This window comes from Lelliottia sp. EB106-05-01-XG201, from assembly GCF_058791735.1.
On the sequence record NZ_JBYTDV010000001.1, the window covers coordinates 3,907,385 to 3,931,109 of the forward strand.

A 23,725-nucleotide genomic window follows, 5' to 3' on the forward strand; every position below is an offset into this window, starting at 1 on the left:
CGCCGTTCTCAACGGGGTGCTGCATCGATGATGTGCGCTGAGATAATACCCGTCGAACCTGATCCGGATAACGCCGGCGAAGGGATTTGAGGCTGTCGCTCAAAATCCTTTGCCACTCAACTTTGAGGTGCAAAGTGTTAAAAAAAGTTCTCCCCCTGCTGGCGCTCTTCGCGCTGCCTGCTTTTGCCAAACCCGTTTTGACGGTCTACACCTACGACTCCTTTGCCGCCGACTGGGGCCCTGGCCCGGTGGTCAAAAAAGCCTTTGAAGCCGATTGCAACTGCGAACTGAAATTCGTGGCGCTGGAAGACGGCGTTTCCCTGCTGAACCGTCTGCGGATGGAAGGCAAAAACAGCAAAGCCGACGTGGTGCTGGGTCTCGACAACAATCTGCTGGAAGCGGCCTCGCAAACTAATCTGTTCGCCAAAAGCGGTGTCGCCGCCGATGCGGTCAGCGTGCCGGGCGGCTGGAAAAACGACACCTTCGTGCCCTTCGATTACGGCTACTTCGCCTTCGTCTACGACAAAAACAAGCTGAAAAACCCGCCGAAAAGCCTGAAAGAGCTGGTCGAAAGCGACCAGAAATGGCGCGTGATTTATCAGGATCCGCGCACCAGCACGCCGGGCCTGGGCCTGCTGCTGTGGATGCAAAAAGTGTACGGCGATAAAGCGCCGGAAGCCTGGCAAAAACTGGCTGCCAAAACCGTCACCGTCACCAAAGGCTGGAGCGAAGCCTACGGCCTGTTCCTGAAAGGTGAAAGCGATCTGGTCCTGAGCTACACCACCTCTCCGGCCTATCACATCATCGAAGAGAAGAAAGACAACTACGCCGCCGCGAACTTCGCCGAAGGCCACTATCTGCAGGTGGAAGTCGCCGCGCGTACCGCCGCCAGCAAACAGCCGGAACTGGCAGAAAAGTTCCTGAAATTTATGGTCTCTCCTGGGTTCCAGAATGCGATCCCGACCGGCAACTGGATGTACCCGGTGACGGACGTTACGCTGCCCGCCGGCTTTGACCAACTGAGCAAACCGCAAACCACGCTCGAGTTCACCCCGCAGCAGGTTTCCACTCAGCGCGCCGCCTGGATCAGTGAATGGCAACGCGCCGTCAGCCGCTAATTCCCGGCTGGCTGATCCCCGGGCTGACTGCCGCCACGCTGATGGTGGTGGTGAGCCTGGGGGCTTTTCTTGCCCTGTGGCTGAACGCACCGGAAAGCGACATCGCCGCGCTGCGGCACGATAGCTATCTCTGGCACGTGGTGCGGTTCTCCTTCTGGCAGGCGTTTCTCTCTGCCCTGCTTTCTGTGGTTCCGGCGATCTTTTTAGCCCGGGCGCTCTATCGCCGCCGCTTCCCCGGCAGGCAAGCCCTGCTGCGCCTGTGCGCGATGACGTTGATTCTGCCCGTGCTGGTCGCCGTCTTCGGTATTCTGAGCGTGTACGGACGCCAGGGGTGGATCGCCACGCTGTTGAATGCCTTCGGACTGGAGTGGACTTTCTCCCCTTACGGCCTGCAGGGCATTTTACTCGCTCACGTGTTCTTCAATATGCCGATGGCGACGCGCCTGTTCCTGCAAGCGCTGGAAAACATTCCCGGCGAGCAGCGCCAGCTGGCGGCTCAGCTCGGGATGCGCGGTTTTGCCTTTTTCCGCTTTGTCGAGTGGCCGTGGCTGCGTCGGCAGATCCCGCCCGTTGCGGCACTGATTTTTATGCTCTGCTTCGCCAGCTTTGCCACCGTGCTGTCGCTTGGCGGCGGGCCGCAGGCTACCACCATTGAGCTGGCGATCTATCAGGCGCTGAGCTTTGACTACGATCCAGGCCGCGCGGCAGTGCTGGCGATGATCCAGATGTTCTGCTGTCTGGGGCTGGTGCTGCTCAGCCAGCGCCTGAGCAAGGCGATTGCCGTCGGCAGCCATCAGGTGAACGGCTGGCGCGACCCGCAGGACAGCCTGCGCAGTCGTCTGGGCGATCTCCTGCTGATTGCCCTCGCGCTGCTGTTATTACTTCCGCCACTATTGGCGGTGGTGGTGGATGGGCTCAATCTGAATCTGTTTTCCGTGCTGCAACAGCCGGTGCTGTGGCAGGCGCTGTGGACGTCGTTGCGTATCGCTCTCGGGGCCGGATTGCTGTGCATTCTCCTGACCATGATGCTCTTGTGGAGCAGCCGTGAGCTCTACGCCCGCCAGTCGCGCATCGCCGGACAGGCGCTGGAGTTGAGCGGAATGTTGATTCTGGCGATGCCGGGGATCGTGCTGGCGACCGGGTTCTTTTTGCTGTTTAACAGTACCATCGGCTTACCCGAACACGCTGACGGGATCGTGATTTTCACCAACGCGCTGATGGCGATCCCCTACGCGCTGAAAGTGCTGGAAAACCCGATGCGCGACCTGAGCGCCCGCTACACCTTGCTGTGCCAGTCGCTGGGGATGCGCGGCTGGCAGCGGCTGAAAGTGGTGGAACTGCGCGCTCTGAAACGCCCGCTGGCACAGGCGCTGGCGTTTGCCAGCGTGCTGTCGATTGGCGATTTCGGCGTGGTGGCGCTGTTTGGCAACGACGATTTCCGCACCCTGCCGTTCTGGCTGTATCAGCAGATCGGCTCGTATCGCAGTCAGGATGGCGCGGTCACCGCTCTGCTCCTGCTGCTGCTCTGTTTTACCCTCTTCACCGTTATCGAAAAACTTCCGGGGCGCGATGCTAAAACTGACTGATGTAACCTGGCTTTATCAGCATCTGCCGATGCGGTTTACGCTCTCCGTCGGGCGCGGGGAGATGATGGCGATCCTCGGCCCGAGCGGTGCGGGGAAAAGCACGCTGCTCAATTTGATTGCCGGTTTTCTGCCTCCGGCGCGCGGGGAGATGGTGATTGACGGGCAGAATCACACCCACACGCCGCCGTCCCAGCGGCCGGTGTCGATGCTGTTTCAGGAAAACAACCTGTTTACCCATCTGACGGTGCGCCAGAATATCGGGCTGGGGATGGACCCCGGTCTCAAACTGTCGGCGGCTCAGCGTGAAAAACTGGAATCTATCGCACAGCAGATGGGGCTGAACGAATTTCTCGACCGCCTGCCGGGCGAGCTCTCTGGCGGGCAGCGTCAGCGCGTCGCCCTTGCGCGCTGTCTGGTGCGCGAACAGCCGATTTTACTCCTCGACGAACCTTTCTCCGCCCTCGACCCGGCCCTGCGCCAGGAGATGTTGCTGCTGGTGAAAGAGGTGTGCCAGCAGAAGAACCTGACCATGCTGATGGTGTCGCACAGCGTAGAAGACGCCGCGCGGATCGCAGCGCGTTCAGTGGTGATCGCCGACGGGCGAATTGCGTGGGATGGGGAGACGCAGGAGTTGGTGAGCGGTAAGGCGAGTGCCTCCGCGTTGTTGGGGATCGTGCCGCAGTAAAAAAGCCGGGTGGCGGCTGCACCTTACCCGGCCTACGGAATGAGTGGTTTGTAGGCCCGATAAGCGTAGCGCCATCGGGCGATAAACTACCGGCTTACCACCTTCAACAAAATCTCGCCATACACCGGCATCAGCGGATGACGAATCAACGCCACCAGCGCTACCACGGCGATCCCGAGCGTTAAGGGCGCGAGCATCATCAGGCGCCCACGCGGCAGATAGTGGGTCAGACGATCCGTCCCCGCCTTCGCACTGCGCCACAATCTCCAGCACAACCAAAACGCGACCCACAGCAGCAGCGCGGTCCCTAACAGCAGCCATTTAAAATGACCGCTTTGCGCATCGGCGGGGATATCAATCGCCGCACCGGCCAGAATGCCCGGCAGGAAGTAAACTGGCGGCCAGAGAAGACAGCCGATGATGTTCGGCAGCAGAAACTTTGCGACGGGCAGGTCCAGCATCCCGGCAACCATCGGCACAATCGGGCGCGTCGGCCCAATGAATCGCCCAATCAGAATGGTAAACATGCTGTGCTGATGCAGGGCATGCTCGGTTTTATCGAGCAACGCTTTGTTCTTTTTCATGAACGACCAGCGATGCAGCGGCTTTTTGAAGCGCCAGCCGAGCCAGAAAGAGATCCAGTCCCCCAGCAAACAGCCCACGATACCGGCCATCCATGCCTGCCAGAAGTTCACCTCGCCGCTGCCGATCAGCGCCCCGAGGCCCGCCATCATCACCGTTCCGGGTAATATCAGCCCGACCAGCGCCAGCGATTCAAGAAAGGCGACCAGCGCGACGGCAATCAGCGAATAGGCGACGGACTGCGTAATAAAATGTTCCAGCAATGCCTGCATAACGTTTCCGGTCAGATAACAGAGCAGGGATTCTGCGAAGTGCTTCCTGCCGCGTCAAGACAACAATTGTCTGAATAGTTTACCGGGTGCCGCCAGACTTCACCTGTTTGTTTAGTTTTATTTACGTTTTATTCACACCCGGCGCGGAATTCACTGGGGCTGGCGCCAGTACATTTCTTAAAGACGCGGGAGAAATAGAGCTGATCTTCAAAGCCGACGTTACGCCCGACGGTGGCAATGGGCATGCGCGTGGTGCTGAGCAGCAGTTTGGCCTGGCTGATGCGCTGATCCTCGCGCCAGCTCAGGACGCTCACGCCAAGCTGCTGGCGGAAGAGATGCGACAGGCGCGACGGCGACAGACAGACGTGCTGGGCGACCCCCGCGATATCAAACTGGCTGTCCGCCAGATGATCGCTGATGTACTGACAGGCATCGCGCACGCGGTTATCCAGCGGCGGGTTGAGCGACGCGTTGATCGCCTCCATGCGCCGCAGCAGCAGCTGTTCCAGCAGATTGATCGCCAGCAGTTCGGCGTAGCGCCCGCCCGCCTGGGCTTCGATAATCTGCGCAAACAGCTCGCGGAACTGCGCCTGATGCGCTTCGTCGGGGCGATAAAAACCGGTGTGGGCAAAAATCGCCGGCCAGGCCAGCCACTCCTGCCAGTAGGCGCGCGGGCGGAAGTAGACCCACTGGTGATACCACTCTTTCGCGTCCGGATGGCGTCCGTAGTGGTGAATCTCCCCCGGCGGAAACAGCAAAATATCGCCCGGACGACAGACAAACTGCCGATCGTGATTTTTGATGATCCCTTCGCCGCGCACGGTGATATTCAGGATATAGCCTTTCATCCCCAGCGGACGATCGACGAAAAAGTCGAGGTAGCCGTCGGCTTCAATGGGGGTCAAACCCGCCACCAGATGGGCGTTGAAGGAGTAGCCCGGCAACAGGGGATCGTTTTGTATTTCGGCCATAAACAGGTGACTCCCGACGGTCAATAAGGAAACAAATTGTCCATATCGATAAAAGCCGTATAAAAACGGGTCGTTAAAAGATCTCAATCACCTGCCCGCTCTTTTAATTCCGCTTTGCCTCAGCCTTTACCCCAGATTTTTCCGCGACATCATGTCAATCAGCGGTAACAAAAGTGTCTATAACTGCGGCAGAAATGTCCACATTGAATATTTGCACGGCGTCACACTTTCCACCTCAACAGCAATTTAATCCATAAGATTAGCGGATCCTGCCTGACGATTTTCGCCCCCAATCTCTAATGTTGATCCATACCCGTTTTTTGATGGAGCAACATAAATGGCAATTGCGATTGGCCTCGATTTTGGCAGTGACTCGGTACGCGCCCTGGCGGTGGAGTGTCGTACGGGCCAGGAGATAGCAACCAGCGTGGAGTGGTATCCGCGCTGGCAAGAGGGGCGTTACTGCGATGCGCCAAATAACCAGTTCCGCCACCACCCGCGCGACTACATCGAATCGATGGAAGCGGCGATCAAAACCGTGCTTGCTGAACTGAGTGAAGCCCAGCGCGCGGAGATCGTCGGCATTGGCGTAGACAGTACCGGCTCGACGCCAGCTCCGGTGGATGCCGAAGGCCGCGTGCTGGCGCTGCGTCCTGAGTTTGCCGACAACCCGAACGCCATGTTCGTGCTGTGGAAAGACCATACTGCGGTTGAAGAGGCCGAAGCCATCACCCGTTTGTGCCATCAGACAGGCAAAACCGACTACTCCCGCTACATTGGCGGGATTTATTCCAGCGAGTGGTTCTGGGCCAAAATTCTGCACGTGACCCGCGCCGACCGCGCCGTGGCGCAGGCTGCAGTGTCGTGGATTGAGCTCTGCGACTGGGTGCCAGCCCTGCTGTCAGGCACCACCCGCCCGCAGTATATTCGCCGCGGCCGCTGCAGCGCCGGGCATAAATCCCTGTGGCATGAAAGCTGGGGCGGACTGCCTCCGGCGTCGTTCTTCGATGAACTCGATCCGCTCATCAATCAAAGCCTGAAATACCCGCTCTTTACCGACACCTTTACCGCCGACATTCCGGTCGGAACCCTCTGCGCCGAGTGGGCGCAGCGTCTGGGTCTGCCGCAAAACGTGGCGATTTCCGGCGGGGCGTTCGACTGCCATATGGGTGCCGTCGGCGCGGGCGCACAGCCGAATACGCTGGTGAAAGTCATTGGCACCTCGACCTGCGACATCCTCACCGCCGATAAAGCCACCGTCGGCGATCGCGCCGTGAAAGGGATTTGCGGTCAGGTGGACGGCAGCGTGGTCCCTGATTTTATCGGGCTAGAAGCCGGGCAATCCGCCTTCGGTGATATCTACGCCTGGTTTGGCCGCGTGCTCGGCTGGCCGCTGGATCAGCTGGCGGAAACCCATCCGGAACTGAAAACGCAGATCGCCGCCAGCAAAAAACAGCTTCTTCCGCAGCTGACCGAAGCCTGGGCGAAAAACCCGTCGCTGGATCATCTCCCGGTGGTGCTTGACTGGTTTAACGGCCGTCGTACCCCGTTTGCCAATCAGCGTCTTAAAGGCGTGATCACCGACCTGAATCTGGCGACCGACGCGCCCGCGCTGTTTGGCGGCCTGATTGCGGCTACCGCCTTTGGCGCACGCGCCATCATGGAGTGCTTCACCGAGCAGGGGATCGCCGTGAACGAGGTGATGGCCCTTGGCGGCATTGCGCGTAAAAACCCGGTGATCATGCAGGCCTGCTGCGACGTGCTGAACCGTCCGCTGCAGATTGTCGCCTCCGATCAGTGCTGTGCCCTCGGGGCCGCCATTTTCGCCGCCGTCGCGGCAGGCGTTCACGTGGATATCCCGACCGCGCAGCAGCACATGGCAAGCAAAGTTGAGAGCACGCTCCAGCCACGCGCTTCGCAGGCCCAACGCTTCGAACAGCTTTATCAGCGCTACCTGCAGTGGTCGAAAAGCGCCGAACAACACTATCTCCCTGTCGCCGCCCCGGCCAAAAACACCGCGGAAAAACCGGCAACCCTGACACATTAAGGACACGATAATGAGCATTTTTAATAATTATGAAGTGTGGTTTGTCATTGGCAGCCAGCATCTATATGGGCCGGAAGCGCTGCAGCAGGTGACGAAACACGCGGAGCACGTGGTTAACGCCCTGAACGCCGAGGCCAAACTGCCGTGCAAACTGGTGCTGAAACCGCTCGGCACCACGCCGGACGAAATTACCCATATCTGCCGCGATGCGAACTACGACGACAAATGCGCCGGGATGGTGGTGTGGCTGCACACCTTCTCCCCGGCCAAAATGTGGATCAACGGCCTGACGATCCTCAACAAGCCGCTTCTCCAGTTCCATACCCAGTTCAACGCCTCCCTGCCGTGGGACAGCATCGATATGGACTTTATGAACCTGAACCAGACCGCACACGGCGGCCGCGAGTTTGGCTTCATCGGCGCGCGTATGCGTCAGCAGCACGGCGTGGTGACCGGTCACTGGCAGGATCAACACGCGCAGCAGCGCATTGGATCCTGGATGCGCCAGGCGGTATCGAAACAGGATACCCGCCATCTGAAAGTGGTGCGTTTTGGCGATAACATGCGCGAAGTAGCGGTGACCGACGGCGATAAAGTCGCCGCGCAGATCAAATTCGGTTTCTCGGTTAATACCTGGGCCGTGGGCGATCTGGTGCAGGTGGTGAACGACATCAGCGAGGGCGATATCAGCGCGCTGGTGGATGAATATGAAAGCAGCTACCGCCTGACCGCGGCGGCGCAGATCAACGGCGACAAGCGCCAGAACGTCATTGATGCGGCGCGCATCGAACTGGGCATGAAACGCTTCCTGGAACAGGGCGGATTCCACGCCTTTACCACCACTTTTGAAGACCTCCACGGCCTGAAACAACTACCAGGCCTGGCGGTGCAACGTCTGATGCAGCAAGGCTACGGCTTTGCGGGCGAAGGCGACTGGAAAACCGCCGCCCTGCTTCGCATCATGAAGGTGATGTCGACCGGTCTACAGGGCGGCACCTCCTTTATGGAGGATTACACCTACCACTTCGAGAACGGCAACGATCTGGTGCTGGGCTCGCACATGCTGGAAGTGTGTCCTTCCATCGCCGTCGAAGAGAAACCGATCCTCGACGTGCAATACCTGGGCATTGGCGGCAAAGCCGATCCGGCCCGTCTGATCTTCAACACCCGCACCGGCCCGGCGATTAACGCCAGCCTGATCGATCTGGGCGATCGCTTCCGCCTGCTGGTGAACTGCGTGGATGCCGTCGAAACCCCGCACTCCCTGCCAAAACTGCCGGTGGCGAACGCCCTGTGGAAAGCGCAGCCGGATCTCCCGACCGCGTCAGAGGCCTGGATCGTCGCCGGTGGCGCGCACCATACGGTCTTCAGCCACTCGCTGGATCTGAACGATATGCGCCAGTTCGCGGAGTTGCATGACATCGAGCTGGCCGTCATCGACAACGACACCCGTCTGCCAGCGTTTAAAGATGCGCTGCGCTGGAACGAAGTCTATTACGGTTCAAAACGTTAAGTACGGTGACGGATTGCCCGGTGGCACTTCGTTTACCGGGCCTACGGGAGCGCACAAACACTGTAGGCCGGGTCAGCGAAGCGCCACCCGGCATGGAGACAACATGTTAGAAGATCTCAAACGTCAGGTGCTGGAAGCCAACCTCGCCCTGCCGAAACACCATCTCGTTACCCTCACCTGGGGTAACGTCAGCGCCGTCGATCGGGAGAAAGGCGTCTTTGTGATTAAGCCCTCCGGCGTGGATTACAGCGTAATGACCGCCGACGACATGGTGGTGGTGAGCATCGCCACCGGCGAAGTCGTCGAAGGGACCAAAAAGCCCTCCTCCGATACGCCAACCCATCGCCTGCTCTATCAGTCATTCCCGTCGATTGGCGGCATCGTCCACACCCACTCGCGCCACGCCACCATCTGGGCGCAGGCCGGGCAGTCGATTCCGGCGACGGGCACGACGCATGCCGACTATTTCTACGGCTCCATCCCCTGCACGCGCAAAATGACCGACGCCGAAATCAACGGCGAATATGAGTGGGAAACGGGCAACGTGATCGTCGAAACCTTTGAAAAACAAGGGATCGACGCAGCGCAAATGCCGGGCGTGCTGGTGCATTCCCACGGCCCATTCGCCTGGGGCAAAAACGCCGAGGATGCGGTACATAACGCCATCGTGCTGGAAGAAGTCGCCTACATGGGGATCTTCTGCCGCCAGCTGTCACCGCAGCTCCCGGACATGCAGCAAACGCTGTTGGATAAACACTATCTGCGCAAGCACGGGGCGAAGGCGTATTACGGGCAGTAAAACTTTAGGGCGTCTGCGAAACGGACGCCCTGTCAATAATATAAATCATCAATAGTTTTGTTGAAATAATAAAAAAATCACATTTGTTCCCCCAGACCTCCTTTGCTATAAAAATAATCCACAAGGGAGGTGAATAATGAGCACTCGCAGCGATATTACCGATGGGATCTTTTCAACAACCCGGAAGAGCGGATTAGTTTACACGGAAGAGCTGGGCTGGATAGATTTAGGTCATGCTCAGGGGAACGATGCCCGGATGTTAAAAGATAAGCTGGATAGTGAGTCTTTTTCCCGATATTTCGAAGAGTATGGTGAATGGTACTTTCCGGTCTCATATCATCAGGAAATGGCGAAAAAAGGACAATTCCCTGGGTATGAATTGACCTTTCATACAGGTGTTAATACCCAGGTCATGGTGAAAGCGTGTTTATCGCCGGAATCAAAAGCAAGAGTGGCACTAACAATCATGTATGGCACAGCTATAAGGTTCGAGGCATGGCAAAATTCGATCCTTTTTAACTGGTATACCGATAGTGGCTTTAGCGCTGAGGATCTAGTGTCAGATTTAGTCGGCTTCTATCGCGTGTTTGGTAAGGGGCCAGACCCACTTTGGCTTGCTAAACCTGTATCCTATGAGACTGCCATCCAGATATGGGATTCGCACGATCCTATCGGACATTACAAGAATACGACGTTCTCGCCACTCCATTTCTCTTTGCATCCGCCTATGAAGCATGGCGAGCCTGTCCGAAAAAATTTACCTGCATGGTTAAATTACATTAAGCCGTTCGGCCAGGAGTACAATAACTTTTTTCTCAATCAATTTAGAAACAGACCTATCGATAACTTCTTTAGCGATCGTTCGCGTATAAACCATGAGCTTTATGGTTCGATCACGTTATCCAACACAAAAAACTATTCAGATGATCCTTTCGAACGCCCAATGTACTTCTTATTAAATCCCCACCAACCTCATTACGGCTGGTAAAAATGAAAACATGGATCTCACTCTTATTCGTTGCTTTATTATTACCATCATTTTTAATTTATGGATGGTTTTCTCTGACAACCGGAGAACATCATTATTCTCGCACAGATGTTTTTTCTTACTGGCTATATACCCCCACCAGTTTGCGACAAGCCCCCACAATCTCAGAAAATGCAGAATACAGATATGTTTATGATCCTGACACGCAGCACATGACTGTAACCATTCTCTGGAGAAACATCAGGAGTAGGGTTTTACAAAAGACTAAGCTCATTGATTTTATCCAAAAACAAGGCGGCTTTGAACAATACGACTGCGTGTGGCGATATTACGATGATAAGGACTACACGGATAACTACCAGCGGTACTGTGTGTTTCAAAAATCAGAAACGCTCGAATTAGAATATTTTGAAACTGAGAGATGAATAAGTACTGTACAAAAAATCAGTGAAATCGATTAAACCAGGCTATACTCACGCCTGGTTTTGTTTTATGGGATTACGGCGTGGCGCAGGCGCGAGAAGGCTTTTTACTGACCCGGCACTGGCGGGATACCCCTCAGGGCACCGAAGTGGAATTCTGGCTGGCAACGGACGAGGGTCCGCTGAACGTCACACTTCCGCCGCAAGAGTCTGTGGCCTTTATCCCGGAACAGTACGTTGAAAAAACGCGCGAGGTATTGCGCGGAGAAAACGGCTGGCGCATCACGCCGCTGGAGCTGAAAGATTTCCACCGTACGCCTGTGTTTGGGCTGTACTGCCGTGCGCATCGCCAGCTGATGCGCTATGAAAAACTGCTGCGTGAAGCAGGCGTAACGCTCTACGAAGCGGATATTCGTCCGCCGGAACGTTTCCTGATGGAGCGCTTTATCACCGCGCCCGTCTGGGTCGACGGCACGCCGCAAGGCGACAAACTCATTAATGCCCGTCTGAAACCCAATCCCCACTACCGCCCGCCGCTGAAATGGGTGTCGCTGGATATCGAAACCACGCGCCACGGCGAGCTCTACTGCATCGGCCTGGAAGGCTGCGGCCAGCGGATTGTCTACATGCTGGGCCCGGAAAATGGCGACGCCTCGGGACTGGATTTTGAGCTTGTGTACGTCAACAGCCGCCCGCAGCTGATCGAAAAACTCAACCAGTGGTTTGCCACCCACGATCCCGATGTGCTGATCGGCTGGAACGTGGTGCAGTTTGACCTGCGCGTGCTGCAAAAACATGCCGAGCGCTACCGCATTCCCCTGATGCTCGGGCGCGGCAACAGCGAGCTGGAGTGGCGCGAGCACGGTTTTAAAAACGGCGTGTTCTTCGCGCAGGCCAACGGGCGGGTGATTATCGACGGCATCGAAGCCCTCAAATCCGCGTTCTGGAGTTTCTCCTCTTTCTCGCTGGAAGCGGTGTCCCAGGAGCTGCTCGGCGAAGGGAAATCCATCGACAATCCCTGGGATCGCATGGACGAGATCGACCGGCGCTTCAACGAAGACAAACCGGCGCTGGCGACCTACAACCTTAAAGACTGCGAGCTGGTGACGCGGATTTTCCATAAGACCGAGATCATGCCGTTCCTGCTGGAGCGCGCCACCGTCAACGGCCTGGCGATCGATCGTCACGGCGGATCCGTCGCCGCCTTTGGCCACCTTTATATTCCGCGTATGCACCGCGCGGGTTATGTCGCGCCGAATCTCGGCGAAGTCCCGCCGCAGGCCAGCCCCGGCGGGTATGTGATGGACTCCCGGCCAGGGCTGTATGATTCGGTGCTGGTGCTGGACTATAAAAGCCTGTACCCGTCGATCATTCGCACCTTCCTGATCGATCCCGTCGGGCTGGTTGAGGGCATGGCGCAGCCCGATGACGCCCACAGCACGGAAGGTTTTCTCGGCGCGCGTTTCTCGCGGGAAAAACACTGCCTGCCGGAGATCGTCAGCCAGATCTGGCACGGGCGCGACGAGGCCAAACGTCATCACAACAAACCCCTTTCTCAGGCGCTGAAGATCATCATGAACGCCTTCTACGGCGTGCTCGGCACCAGCGCCTGTCGGTTTTTCGATCCCCGCCTCGCCTCGTCGATCACCATGCGCGGGCATGAGATCATGCGCCAGACCAAAGCCCTGGTGGAATCCCAGGGCTATGACGTGATCTACGGCGACACGGACTCGACCTTTGTCTGGCTGAAAGGCGCCCACAGCGAAGAGGACGCCGCCAAAATTGGCAACGATCTGGTGGCTTTCATTAACGCCTGGTGGCAGAAGCATTTGCAAAAAGAGCGCTTAACCAGCGCCTTAGAGATTGAATTTGAAACCCATTTCAGCCGCTTTTTGATGCCGACCATTCGCGGTGCCGAACAGGGCAGCAAGAAGCGTTACGCCGGTTTGATTCAGGAAGGCGACTCGCAGCGCATGGTGTTTAAAGGGCTGGAAACCGTGCGCACCGACTGGACCCCGCTGGCGCAACAGTTCCAGCAGACGCTCTATCTGCGCGTGTTTCGCAACGAGCCGTATCAGGATTATGTCCGCGAGACCATCGCCAGCCTGCTGGCCGGTGAGCTGGATAGCCAGCTGGTCTATCGTAAGCGTCTGCGCCGCCCGCTGGCGGAGTATCAGCGCAACGTCCCGCCGCACGTTCGCGCCGCCAGACTGGCCGATGAAGAGAACCTGCGTCTCGGTCGCGCGCCGCAGTATCAAAACCGGGGAACCATCAAATACGTCTGGACCACCAGCGGCCCGGAGCCGTTGGATTATCAGCACTCGCCGCTGGATTACGATCACTATCTGACGCGCCAGTTAATGCCGGTTGCCGATGGAATATTACCCTTCGTCGACGATGATTTTGCTACACTCATGACAGGGCAACTGGGGCTATTTTGACGCGTGACGAAAACGCCGCCATCCAGTACCATAGCGCCCTTTCCATTCCCGGACCCATTTTTCGATGGCCGTCACTCTGCGACGGTGGTCGAACTATTGCCTGCAAAACTAAAGATTAGAGCCCAATAACTATGCCTTTTACACTTGGTCAACGCTGGATCAGCGATACAGAAAGCGAACTTGGATTAGGAACTGTGGTAGCGCTGGATGCGCGTATGGTCACGATCCTCTTCCCGGCCACGGGTGAAAACCGTCTGTATGCACGCAATGATTCCCCTGTTACCCGCGTCATGTTTAACCCGGGTGACACCGTTACCAGCCATGAAGGCTGGCAGCTGAAGATTGAAGACGTAAAAGAAGAGAATGGGATCCTCGCCTACATCGGTACGCGAGTGGACACCGAAGAGACCAATGTCATCCTGCGCGAAGTGCTGCTCGACAGCCGCCTGGTCTTCAGCAAGCCACAAGACCGTCTGTTTGCCGGTCAGATTGACCGCATGGACCGTTTTGCCCTGCGCTATCGCGCGCGTAAATTCCAGAGTGAACAGTACCGTATGCCGTGGAGCGGCCTGCGCGGTCAGCGTACCAGCCTGATCCCGCACCAGCTGAACATCGCCCACGACGTCGGTCGTCGTCATGCGCCGCGCGTCCTGCTGGCCGATGAAGTGGGCCTCGGGAAAACCATCGAAGCGGGTATGATCCTGCATCAACAGCTGCTCTCTGGCGCCGCCGAGCGCGTGCTGATTGTGGTGCCAGAAACCCTGCAACACCAGTGGCTGGTCGAGATGCTGCGCCGCTTCAACCTGCGTTTCTCCCTGTTCGATGACGAGCGCTACGCCGAAGCTCAGCACGACGCGGACAACCCGTTTGAAACAGAGCAGCTGGTGATCTGCTCCCTCGATTTCGTGCGCCGCAGCAAGCAGCGCCTTGAGCATCTGTGCGACGCCGAGTGGGATATCATGGTCGTCGACGAAGCGCACCACCTGGTGTGGAGCGAAGACGCGCCAAGCCGTGAGTATATGGCTATCGAACAGCTGGCAGAGCGCGTGCCGGGTATTCTGCTGTTGACCGCCACGCCGGAACAGCTGGGTCTCGAAAGCCACTTTGCCCGTCTGCGTCTGCTTGACCCGAACCGTTTCCACGATTTCTCGGTATTTGTCGAAGAACAGCAAAACTATCGCCCGGTTGCCGACGCGGTGGCGCTGCTGCTGGCCGGGAAACACCTCTCCAACGATGAACTCAACACCCTGAGCGAGCTGATTGGCGAACAGGATATTGAGCCGCTGCTGCACGCCGCGAACAGCGACCGCGACGACGCCGAAACCGCGCGTCAGGAGCTGGTCTCGATGCTGATGGACCGCCACGGCACCAGCCGCGTGCTGTTCCGAAACACCCGTAACGGCGTGAAAGGCTTCCCGAAACGCGAGCTGCACACCATCAAGCTGCCGCTGCCGACCCAGTATCAGACGGCGATTAAAGTCTCCGGCATCATGGGTGCGCGTAAAAGTGCGGAAGAGCGCGCGCGTGACATGCTCTATCCGGAACAGATTTACCAGGAGTTCGAAGGCGATACCGGAACCTGGTGGAACTTCGATCCGCGCGTCGAGTGGCTGATGGGTTATCTGACGGCTCACCGTTCCCAGAAAGTGCTGGTGATTTGCGCCAAAGCGGCCACCGCGCTGCAGCTGGAGCAGGTCCTGCGCGAGCGGGAAGGGATCCGTGCCGCCGTGTTCCACGAAGGGATGTCGATCATCGAGCGTGACCGCGCAGCGGCCTGGTTCGGCGAAGAGGACAGCGGCGCGCAGGTTCTGCTCTGCTCCGAAATCGGCTCCGAAGGGCGTAACTTCCAGTTCGCCAGCCATCTGGTGATGTTCGATCTGCCGTTTAACCCGGACTTGCTGGAGCAGCGTATTGGCCGTCTGGACCGTATCGGTCAGGCGCACGATATTCAGATCCACGTCCCGTTCCTCGAAAAAACCGCTCAGTCCGTACTGGTGCGCTGGTTCCACGAAGGGCTGGACGCGTTTGAACATACTTGCCCGACCGGGCGCACGATTTACGACCAGGTGCACAGCGATCTGATCGGCTACCTAGCAGCCCCGGAAGAGACCGAAGGTTTTGACGAGCTGATCAAATCCTGTCGCGAGAAGCACGACGCGCTGAAACTGCAGCTTGAACAAGGCCGCGACCGTCTGCTGGAAATTCATTCCAATGGTGGCGAAAAAGCGCAGCAGCTTGCTGAAAGCATTGAAGAGCAGGACGACGACACCAGCCTGATCAGCTTTGCGATGAACCTGTTTGATATCGTGGGTATCAACCAGGACGATCGCGGCGAAAACATGATCGTCCTGACGCCGTCCGATCACATGCTGGTCCCGGATTTCCCGGGTCTGCCGGAGGATGGCTGCACCATCACCTTCGAGCGTGACGTCGCGCTTTCCCGTGAAGACGCGCAGTTCATCACCTGGGAACACCCGCTGATTCGCAACGGCCTGGATTTGATCCTCTCCGGCGATACGGGCAGCAGCACCATTTCCCTGCTGAAAAACAAAGCGCTGCCTGTCGGGACGCTGCTGTTAGAGCTTATCTACGTGGTGGAGGCGCAGGCGCCGAAACAGCTGCAGCTCAACCGCTTCCTGCCTGCGACGCCGGTACGTCTGATGCTCGACAAAAACGGCACCAACCTCGCCGCACAGGTGGAGTTTGAGAGCTTTAACCGTCAGCTGAGCGCGGTGAACCGTCACACGGGCAGCAAGCTGGTGAATGCCGTTCAGCAGGATGTTCACGCCATCCTGCAGCAGGGCGAAGCGCAGATTGAGAAAGCTGCGCGTGCGCTGATTGATGCGGCTCGCAGCGAAGCGGACGATAAACTCTCGGCCGAACTGTCGCGTCTGGAAGCGTTAAAAGCGGTGAACCCAAACATCCGTGACGACGAGCTGGCTGCGATCGAGAGCAACCGCGAGCAGGTCATGGAAAGCCTGGATCAGGCGAGCTGGCGACTGGACGCGCTGCGTCTGATCGTTGTGACGCATCAGTAACCGGAGCGCGACATGATCATGGAGACCTACAATCCGCCGATGGACCCGTGGCTGGTCATTCTGTATCAGGATGAGCACATCATGGTGGTCAACAAGCCCAGCGGCCTGTTGTCCGTGCCGGGACGTCTGGAGGAGCACAAAGACAGCGTGATGACGCGCGTGCAGCGCGACTATCCGCAGGCGGAGTCCGTGCATCGCCTGGATATGGCGACCAGCGGCGTGATTGTGGTGGCTCTGACCAAAGCGGCTGAGCGCGAATTAAAGCGCCAGTTCCGCGATCGTGAACCGAAGAAACAGTACGTCGCGCGCATCTGGGGACACCCGGAGAAGGCAGAAGGTCTGGTGGATTTACCGCTGATTTGCGACTGGCCGAACCGGCCTAAGCAAAAAGTCTGTTTTGAAACCGGCAAGGCGGCGCAGACGGAGTATGAAGTGCTGGAGTACGCGCCGGATAACACCGCGCGTATTCTGCTCAAACCGATTACCGGGCGTTCGCACCAGCTGCGCGTGCATATGCTGGCTTTAGGTCATCCGATTTTGGGGGACCGTTTTTACGCCACCCCGGAAGCGCTGGTGATGGCGCCACGCCTACAATTGCATGCTCAGATGCTGACAATAACGCATCCGGAGTTTGGCAATCTGATGACCTTTAAAGCACCCGCTGACTTTTAACAGTGTGGCCCGGCGCTTGCCGGGCCAACGCGTATTACTTAAAGCCCTTCTGCTCTTTAATGAGCTCGTACGCTTTCTGAATTTCCTGCGCTTTCTGCTTCGCCATCTCCATCATCTCCGGCGGTAACCCTTTGGCCACCAGTTTATCCGGGTGATGTTCGCTCATCAGCTTGCGATAGGCGCGTTTGATGGTGGTCGCATCGTCGGTCGCTTTCACGCCCAGCACGTTACAGGCATCTTCGAGCGTAGGACCGCGCTGCGCTTGCTGCCAGCCGCCGCCCGCAGACTGCTGCTGGTGCTGATAGCCGCCGCCAAACTGCGCCCCGCCCTGCATCATGCGCAGGAACTGGTCGAACTGCATGCGGGAAATACCCAGCTCTTCGGCAATCACATACAACACGTCGCGTTCGTTCGGATGCAGAGAACCGTCGGCGAACGCCGCCTGGATCTGAATTTCGAGAAACATCCGAATGAGATCAAAACGTCCGAAACAGATGCTGCGGAACTGGCGCATTTTCTCGCGCAGGGGATAGTTATCCGCCTTGCCGATACGAAACGCATTTTGCGCGGCAACGCGTGACTCACCGTGCAGGCTCATGCGATCCATAAACACGCTGGCAATCTGAATGTCCGCTTCGGTAACGCGCCCTTTCGACTTGGTTAAATGCCCCATCACCTCAAAGGTGGTGGAGAAAAAGAGTGCCTGACGCTCGCGCTGATTGGCAAAGAAGGCCATTTTGCGGCTGCGCGCCTTATCAAACATATGCCCGATAATGAGGCCCAGCACGATGCCCCAGAACCCTGCGCCCATCAATAAAGCGAACGCCACGCCAATGATTTTACCCCAATACTGCATAGACTCCCCGTATGGTCATGTTCCAGGTCTCGACGCAACTCCATCATCTCAGTGGTCGAGCCACGGTCAATTGAGGGACATCGCCTATAATTTGCATTATCATACTCGTCATTCGATAGCGAGCCTAACACTCTGACTCGTAACCGGGCAGGATTAACGCTGGCACTGCGCAGATGAGTAAGATAGTCTCTGAGCGTTTGTAAGCCGTAGCCACTGATGACGGAACACTAAATATAACGTATGAAAAAACGTATCCCCACCCTCCTGGCCACCATGATCGCCGCCGCTCTGTACAGTCAACAGGGCATGGCCGCCGATCTTGCCTCGCAATGTATGCTGGGCATTCCAAGCTATGATCGCCCACTGGTGCAGGGTGATACCAATAACTTGCCTGTCACGATTAATGCCGACCACGCGAAGGGGAATTACCCTGATAACGCGACCTTCACGGGTAATGTCGACATTAACCAGGGTAACAGCCGTCTGCAGGCGGACGAAGTTCAGCTGCATCAGAAGCAACCCGAGGGCGCGGCTGAGCCGGTCCGAACGGTGGATGCTCTGGGCAATGTGCACTATGACGACAATCAGGTCATCCTGAAAGGTCCGAAAGGCTGGGCAAACCTGAATACTAAAGATACCAACGTCTGGGAAGGTGATTACCAGATGGTGGGTCGCCAGGGGCGCGGTAAAGCGGACCTGATGAAACAGCGCGGCGAAAACCGCTACACCATTCTGGAGAACGGCTCCTTTACCTCCTGTCTGCCGGGTTCCAACACCTGGAGCGTGGTCGGGAGCGAAGTGATCCACGACCGCGAAGAGGAAGTGGCGGAGATCTGGAATGCGCGCTTTAAACTCGGCCCGGTGCCGGTGTTCTACAGCCCCTATTTGCAGCTTCCGGTTGGCGATAAGCGTCGTTCAGGCTTCCTGATCCCGAACGCCAAGTACAGCACCACGAACTATTTTGAGTTCTACCTGCCGTATTACTGGAACATCGCGCCCAACATGGACGCCACCATTACGCCGCACTATATCCACAAGCGCGGCGGTATTCAGTGGCAGAACGAATTCCGCTATCTGACCCAGGCGGGTGCAGGTTTGATGGAACTGGATTATCTGCCATCTGACAAGGTTTTTCAGGACGATCACCCAACAGAGGGCGATCGCCACCGCTGGTTATATTACTGGCAACACTCAGGTGTAATGGATCAGGTGTGGCGCTTCAACGTCAACTACACCAAGGTCAGCGATCCTTACTACTTTAACGACTTCGATTCCAAGTACGGTTCCAGTACTGACGGCTACGCGACGCAGATCTTCAGCGCTGGCTATGCCATTCAGAACTTCAACGCCACGGTATCGACCAAGCAGTTCCAGGTCTTCAGCAACCAGACGCGTAGCACCTACGGCGCCGAGCCGCAGCTGGACGTGAACTGGTACCAGAATGACGTCGGTCCGTTTGACACCCGTGTTTATGGTCAGGCAGTGCACTTCGTGAATACCAATTCCGACATGCCGGAGGCGACGCGTGTTCACCTTGAACCGACCATTAACCTGCCGATCTCTAACGACTGGGCGAGTCTGAATACCGAAGCCAAGATGATGGCCACCCATTATCAGCAGAAAAATCTGGACTGGTACAACACCCGTTACGGCACCGATCTCGAAGAGTCGGTTAACCGCGTGCTGCCGCAGTTCAAAATGGACGGCAAGCTGATTTTCGAACGTGATATGAACCTGGCGAGCGGGTATACCCAAACGCTGGAACCGCGCATGCAGTACCTGTATGTGCCGTATCGCGATCAAAGCAAAATCCAGAACTACGACTCCTCTTTCCTCCAGTCCGACTATAGCGGCCTGTTCCGCGATCGGACTTATGGTGGCCTTGATCGTATCGCCTCCGCGAACCAGGTCACGACCGGTGTGACGACTCGCGTATATGATGATGCTGCGGTTGAACGTTTTAACGTTTCTGTTGGTCAAATCTACTACTTCACCGAAGCACGTACCGGTGATGACAACATTAACTGGGAGAAAGACAACAAAACGGGCGCCCTGGTGTGGGCAGGTGATACCTACTGGCGTATGACCGATCGCTGGGGTCTGCGCGGTGGGCTGCAGTACGATACGCGACTGGATAACGTTGCCACCAGCAGCACAAGCGTTGAGTACCGTCGTGATGAAGATCGGATGCTGCAGTTGACTTACCGTTACGCCAGCCCGGAATATATTCAGGCGACGCTGCCAAACTACGCCACCGCCGAGCAGTACAAGGACGGTATTTCGCAGGTGGGTGGTGCGGCAAGTTGGCCGATCGCCGATCGCTGGTCAATTGTGGGCGCTTACTACTTCGACACCAATACCAGCAAGCCAGCGGATCAGATGGTTGGTTTGCAATATAACTCCTGCTGTTACGCGCTTCGCGTCGGTTACGAACGCAAGCTTAACGGCTGGGATACCACGAATAATCAGAGCAAATACGATAACGTCATTGGCTTCAATGTCGAATTGCGCGGCCTGAGCTCCAACTACGGCCTGGGCACGCAGCAGATGCTGCGCTCGAACATTCTGCCATATCGTAGTTCCTTGTAATGTGCTTGATTTACAACGCCATCCGCTTTGCGGTTAATTGAAATGGAAAAAGTATGAAGAACTGGAAAACGCTGCTGCTCGGTATCGCTATGGTTGCGAACACCAGCTATGCCGCGCCACAGGTTGTTGATAAAGTCGCCGCCGTTGTGAACAACGGTGTAGTACTTGAGAGCGACGTTACTGGTTTAATGCAATCTGTGAAGCTCAATTCGGGCGAGGCAGGTCAGCAACTTCCCGATGACGCCACGCTGCGCCATCAGATCCTCGAACGTCTGATCATGGATCAGATTGTGCTGCAGATGGGTCAAAAAATGGGTGTGAAGGTGACCGATCAGCAGCTCGATGAGGCCATCGCTAACATTTCCAAGCAGAACAACATGACGCTCGACCAGATGCGCAGCCGTCTGGCTTACGATGGCATCAGCTACGCGACCTACCGGAATCAGATCCGCAAAGAGATGCTGATTTCTGAAGTGCGTAACAACGAAGTGCGTCGTCGCGTCACTATCCTGCCACAGGAAGTGGATCAGCTGGCGAAGCAGGTTGGCAGTCAGAACGATGCCAGCACCGAGCTGAACCTGAGCCACATCCTGATTCCTCTCCCGGAAAACCCAACCTCCGATCAGGCGGCCGAAGCGGAAAGCCAGGCGCGCTCTATCGTGGATCAGGCGCGTAACGGCAGTGACTTCGGCAAACTGGCGATCAGCTACTCTGCTGACCAGCAGGCGCTGAAAGGCGGCCAGATGGGCTGGGGTCGTATTCAGGAGCTGCCGTCTATCTTTGCGCAGGCGCTGAGCACGGCGAAGAAAGGCGACATTATCGGTCCAATCCGTTCCGGTGTGGGCTTCCACATTCTGAAAGTGAACGATATGCGCGGCCAGAGCCAGAGCATTTCTGTGACCGAAGTTCACGCTCGTCACATCCTGCTGAAGCCTTCTCCGATCATGACTGACGATCAGGCACGCGTGAAACTGGAGCAGATTGCTGCGGATATCAAGAGCGGTAAAACCTCGTTCGCCAATGCCGCGAAAGAGTTCTCTCAGGATCCTGGCTCTGCAAACCAGGGCGGCGATCTGGGCTGGGCGGCAGCGGATATCTACGATCCGGCCTTCCGCGATGCGCTGATGAAGCTGAACAAAGGCCAGATGAGCGCGCCGGTTCACTCCTCCTTCGGCTGGCACTTGATCGAGCTGATGGATACCCGCAACGTGGATAAAACCGATGCGGCGCAGAAAGACCGCGCTTACCGTATGCTGTTCAACCGTAAGTTCTCTGAAGAAGCGGCGACCTGGATGCAGGAACAACGCGCCAGTGCTTACGTGAAAATCCTGAGCAACTAATGAAACCACAACGTGTTGTCATCACTCCCGGCGAACCCGCCGGGATTGGTCCTGACCTCGTCGTCCAGCTCGCACAGCAGAGCTGGCCGGTGGAACTGGTTGTCTGCGCTGATGAAACACTGTTAAAAGACCGGGCTGAATGGCTCGGTCTGCCTTTAACGCTCCTGCCCTACGACGCCAGCCAAACACCTGTTCCGCAAACGGCGGGCACATTAACGATTCTTCCGGTCCCCCTTCGCGCTCCTGTCACGCCCGGTCTGCTCAGTACCGAAAACGGTCACTACGTTGTCGAGACGCTGGCGCGCGCCTGTGATGGTTGCCTGAGCGGTGAATTTGCCGCGTTGATTACCGGCCCAGTGCATAAAGGCGTGATTAACGACGCGGGTGTGCCTTTTACCGGCCATACGGAGTTCTTTGAAGAGCGCTCCCACAGCGACAACGTGGTGATGATGCTGGCAACAGAAGAGCTGCGCGTCGCGCTGGTGACGACCCATTTACCGCTGAAAGCCATTTCAGAGGCGATCACGCCGGACCTGCTGCGCGAAATCATCACCATTTTGCATCACGACCTGCAAACCAAATTCGGCATTAAGGCACCGCATATTTTGGTCTGCGGGCTGAATCCGCATGCGGGCGAAGGCGGGCATATGGGCACGGAAGAGATCGATACCATCATTCCGGTGCTGGAAGAGATGCGCGGCAAAGGGATGAATCTTAGCGGGCCGCTGCCTGCCGATACCCTTTTCCAGGCTAAATATCTCGATAACGCGGATGCGGTGCTCGCGATGTACCACGATCAGGGCCTGCCCGTGCTAAAATACCAGGGATTTGGCCGCGCCGTGAACATCACGCTCGGTTTACCCTTTATTCGAACGTCCGTGGACCACGGTACTGCGCTGGATCTGGCAGGAAAAGGCCAGGCGGATGTCGGCAGTTTTATTACGGCGCTTAATCTCGCCATCAAAATGATTGTTAATACTCAATGAATACTAGAGTCCATCAGGGCCACTTAGCCCGCAAACGCTTCGGGCAAAACTTCCTTAACGATCAGTTCGTTATCGAAAGCATCGTCTCCGCCATTAATCCACAGAAAGGCCAGGCGATGGTCGAAATCGGTCCGGGCCTTGCGGCGCTGACGGAGCCTGTGGGCGAACGCCTCGACGAAATGACGGTTATCGAGCTGGACCGCGATCTGGCCGCTCGTCTGCAAACGCATCCGTTCCTTGGCCCTAAGCTGACGATTTATCAGCAGGACGCCATGACCATGAACTTCGCCGAGCTGTCCGAGAAACTGGGCCAGCCGCTGCGCGTGTTCGGCAACCTGCCATATAACATCTCCACGCCGCTGATGTTCCATCTGTTTAGCTATACTGATGCCATTGCCGACATGCACTTCATGCTGCAAAAAGAGGTCGTCAACCGACTGGTTGCAGGGCCGAACAGTAAAGCGTATGGTCGATTGAGCGTCATGGCGCAATACTATTGCCAGATTATCCCGGTGCTGGAAGTGCCGCCGACGGCGTTTACGCCAGCGCCAAAAGTGGATTCAGCGGTCGTGCGTTTGGTGCCACACGCCGTGATGCCGTACCCGGTTAAAGAGCTGCGTGTGCTGAGCCGCATCACCACCGAAGCCTTTAACCAGCGTCGTAAAACGATTCGTAACAGCCTGGGTAACTCGTTTACCGTCGAAGTGCTGACCGAATTAGGTATCGATCCAGCGATGCGTGCGGAAAACATTTCCGTTGAGCAGTACTGTAAGTTGGCTAACTACATCAGCGACAACGCACCGCCAAAGGAGAGCTAAGC

General features: G+C 57.0%; 18 protein-coding genes and 1 riboswitch. Of the genes, 15 read left to right on the forward strand and 3 right to left on the reverse strand.

Annotated features, from left to right (window positions below; all coding sequences use genetic code 11):
* Nucleotides 1-2: 2 nt before the first annotated feature.
* Nucleotides 3-103: riboswitch (TPP riboswitch) on the forward strand.
* A 31-nt stretch (nucleotides 104-134) separates the two neighbouring features.
* The 3 genes from thiB to thiQ are packed head-to-tail and all read left to right on the forward strand — an operon-like array spanning nucleotide 135 to nucleotide 3,389.
* Nucleotides 135-1,118: a thiamine ABC transporter substrate binding subunit gene (gene thiB, locus AC3WS9_RS18245; RefSeq protein WP_492489710.1), complete on the forward strand. Its 984-nt coding sequence runs from the start codon at nucleotides 135-137 to the stop codon at nucleotides 1,116-1,118.
* The gene (thiP, locus tag AC3WS9_RS18250; protein WP_492489711.1) at nucleotides 1,094-2,704 is read left to right on the forward strand and encodes a thiamine/thiamine pyrophosphate ABC transporter permease ThiP; all 1,611 of its coding nucleotides are present in this window, start codon (nucleotides 1,094-1,096) and stop codon (nucleotides 2,702-2,704) included. Before thiB ends, thiP begins: the two co-directional genes overlap by 25 nt.
* Entirely contained in the window at nucleotides 2,688-3,389 is a 702-nt protein-coding gene (thiQ, locus tag AC3WS9_RS18255) for a thiamine ABC transporter ATP-binding protein ThiQ (RefSeq protein ID WP_492489713.1), read from the forward strand. The genes thiP and thiQ overlap by 17 nt, the downstream gene beginning before the upstream one ends.
* 86 nt (nucleotides 3,390-3,475) lie before the next feature.
* Here the strand turns inward: thiQ and AC3WS9_RS18260 are convergent, their stop codons facing one another.
* Entirely contained in the window at nucleotides 3,476-4,243 is a 768-nt protein-coding gene (locus AC3WS9_RS18260) for a DedA family protein (RefSeq protein WP_285150649.1), read from the reverse strand.
* A 128-nt stretch (nucleotides 4,244-4,371) separates the two neighbouring features.
* Nucleotides 4,372-5,214 carry an arabinose operon transcriptional regulator AraC gene (gene araC / locus AC3WS9_RS18265; RefSeq protein WP_282491629.1) on the reverse strand — a complete coding sequence of 281 codons (843 nt, stop codon included), beginning with the start codon at nucleotides 5,212-5,214 and terminating at the stop codon, nucleotides 4,372-4,374.
* A gap of 337 nt (nucleotides 5,215-5,551) precedes the next feature.
* Between araC and araB the strand changes: the two genes are divergently transcribed.
* The 8 genes from araB (at nucleotide 5,552) to rluA (ending at nucleotide 17,134) form a co-directional block, all read left to right on the forward strand.
* Nucleotides 5,552-7,261: a ribulokinase gene (gene araB, locus AC3WS9_RS18270; protein WP_492489716.1), complete on the forward strand. Its 1,710-nt coding sequence runs from the start codon at nucleotides 5,552-5,554 to the stop codon at nucleotides 7,259-7,261.
* 10 nt (nucleotides 7,262-7,271) lie between these two features.
* Nucleotides 7,272-8,774, forward strand: a complete 1,503-nt coding sequence (araA, locus tag AC3WS9_RS18275) for an L-arabinose isomerase (protein WP_492489718.1) — start codon at nucleotides 7,272-7,274, stop codon at nucleotides 8,772-8,774.
* A 103-nt stretch (nucleotides 8,775-8,877) separates the two neighbouring features.
* On the forward strand, nucleotides 8,878-9,573 hold the full coding sequence (araD, locus tag AC3WS9_RS18280; protein ID WP_282491626.1) for an L-ribulose-5-phosphate 4-epimerase: 696 nt from the start codon (nucleotides 8,878-8,880) through the stop codon (nucleotides 9,571-9,573).
* Between the two features lie 136 nt (nucleotides 9,574-9,709).
* Nucleotides 9,710-10,561 carry a hypothetical protein gene (locus AC3WS9_RS18285; RefSeq protein ID WP_492489720.1) on the forward strand — a complete coding sequence of 284 codons (852 nt, stop codon included), beginning with the start codon at nucleotides 9,710-9,712 and terminating at the stop codon, nucleotides 10,559-10,561.
* A 2-nt stretch (nucleotides 10,562-10,563) separates the two neighbouring features.
* Entirely contained in the window at nucleotides 10,564-10,986 is a 423-nt protein-coding gene (locus AC3WS9_RS18290) for a hypothetical protein (protein WP_492489722.1), read from the forward strand.
* Between the two features lie 80 nt (nucleotides 10,987-11,066).
* Nucleotides 11,067-13,424, forward strand: coding sequence for a DNA polymerase II (gene polB, locus AC3WS9_RS18295; RefSeq protein ID WP_492489724.1), 2,358 nt, complete (start codon nucleotides 11,067-11,069; stop codon nucleotides 13,422-13,424).
* Between the two features lie 131 nt (nucleotides 13,425-13,555).
* Nucleotides 13,556-16,462: an RNA polymerase-associated protein RapA gene (gene rapA, locus AC3WS9_RS18300; RefSeq protein WP_492489726.1), complete on the forward strand. Its 2,907-nt coding sequence runs from the start codon at nucleotides 13,556-13,558 to the stop codon at nucleotides 16,460-16,462.
* 12 nt (nucleotides 16,463-16,474) lie between these two features.
* Nucleotides 16,475-17,134 carry a bifunctional tRNA pseudouridine(32) synthase/23S rRNA pseudouridine(746) synthase RluA gene (rluA, locus tag AC3WS9_RS18305; protein WP_285157957.1) on the forward strand — a complete coding sequence of 220 codons (660 nt, stop codon included), beginning with the start codon at nucleotides 16,475-16,477 and terminating at the stop codon, nucleotides 17,132-17,134.
* A 34-nt stretch (nucleotides 17,135-17,168) separates the two neighbouring features.
* On the opposite strand, the gene djlA is transcribed toward rluA, so the two are convergent.
* Complete coding sequence (gene djlA, locus AC3WS9_RS18310; protein WP_282491619.1) at nucleotides 17,169-17,990, reverse strand: co-chaperone DjlA; 822 nt, start codon at nucleotides 17,988-17,990, stop codon at nucleotides 17,169-17,171.
* Nucleotides 17,991-18,230: 240 nt separating this feature from the next.
* Between djlA and lptD the strand changes: the two genes are divergently transcribed.
* From lptD to rsmA, 4 genes are read left to right on the forward strand one after another with little or no spacing between them, the layout of a single operon-like run.
* Nucleotides 18,231-20,579: an LPS assembly protein LptD gene (lptD, locus tag AC3WS9_RS18315; RefSeq protein WP_492489729.1), complete on the forward strand. Its 2,349-nt coding sequence runs from the start codon at nucleotides 18,231-18,233 to the stop codon at nucleotides 20,577-20,579.
* Nucleotides 20,580-20,632: 53 nt separating this feature from the next.
* Entirely contained in the window at nucleotides 20,633-21,919 is a 1,287-nt protein-coding gene (surA, locus tag AC3WS9_RS18320) for a peptidylprolyl isomerase SurA (RefSeq protein ID WP_282491616.1), read from the forward strand.
* On the forward strand, nucleotides 21,919-22,905 hold the full coding sequence (gene pdxA, locus AC3WS9_RS18325) for a 4-hydroxythreonine-4-phosphate dehydrogenase PdxA (RefSeq protein WP_492489731.1): 987 nt from the start codon (nucleotides 21,919-21,921) through the stop codon (nucleotides 22,903-22,905). Before surA ends, pdxA begins: the two co-directional genes overlap by 1 nt.
* Complete coding sequence (rsmA, locus tag AC3WS9_RS18330; protein ID WP_285146026.1) at nucleotides 22,902-23,723, forward strand: 16S rRNA (adenine(1518)-N(6)/adenine(1519)-N(6))-dimethyltransferase RsmA; 822 nt, start codon at nucleotides 22,902-22,904, stop codon at nucleotides 23,721-23,723. The genes pdxA and rsmA overlap by 4 nt, the downstream gene beginning before the upstream one ends.
* Nucleotides 23,724-23,725: the final 2 nt, after the last annotated feature.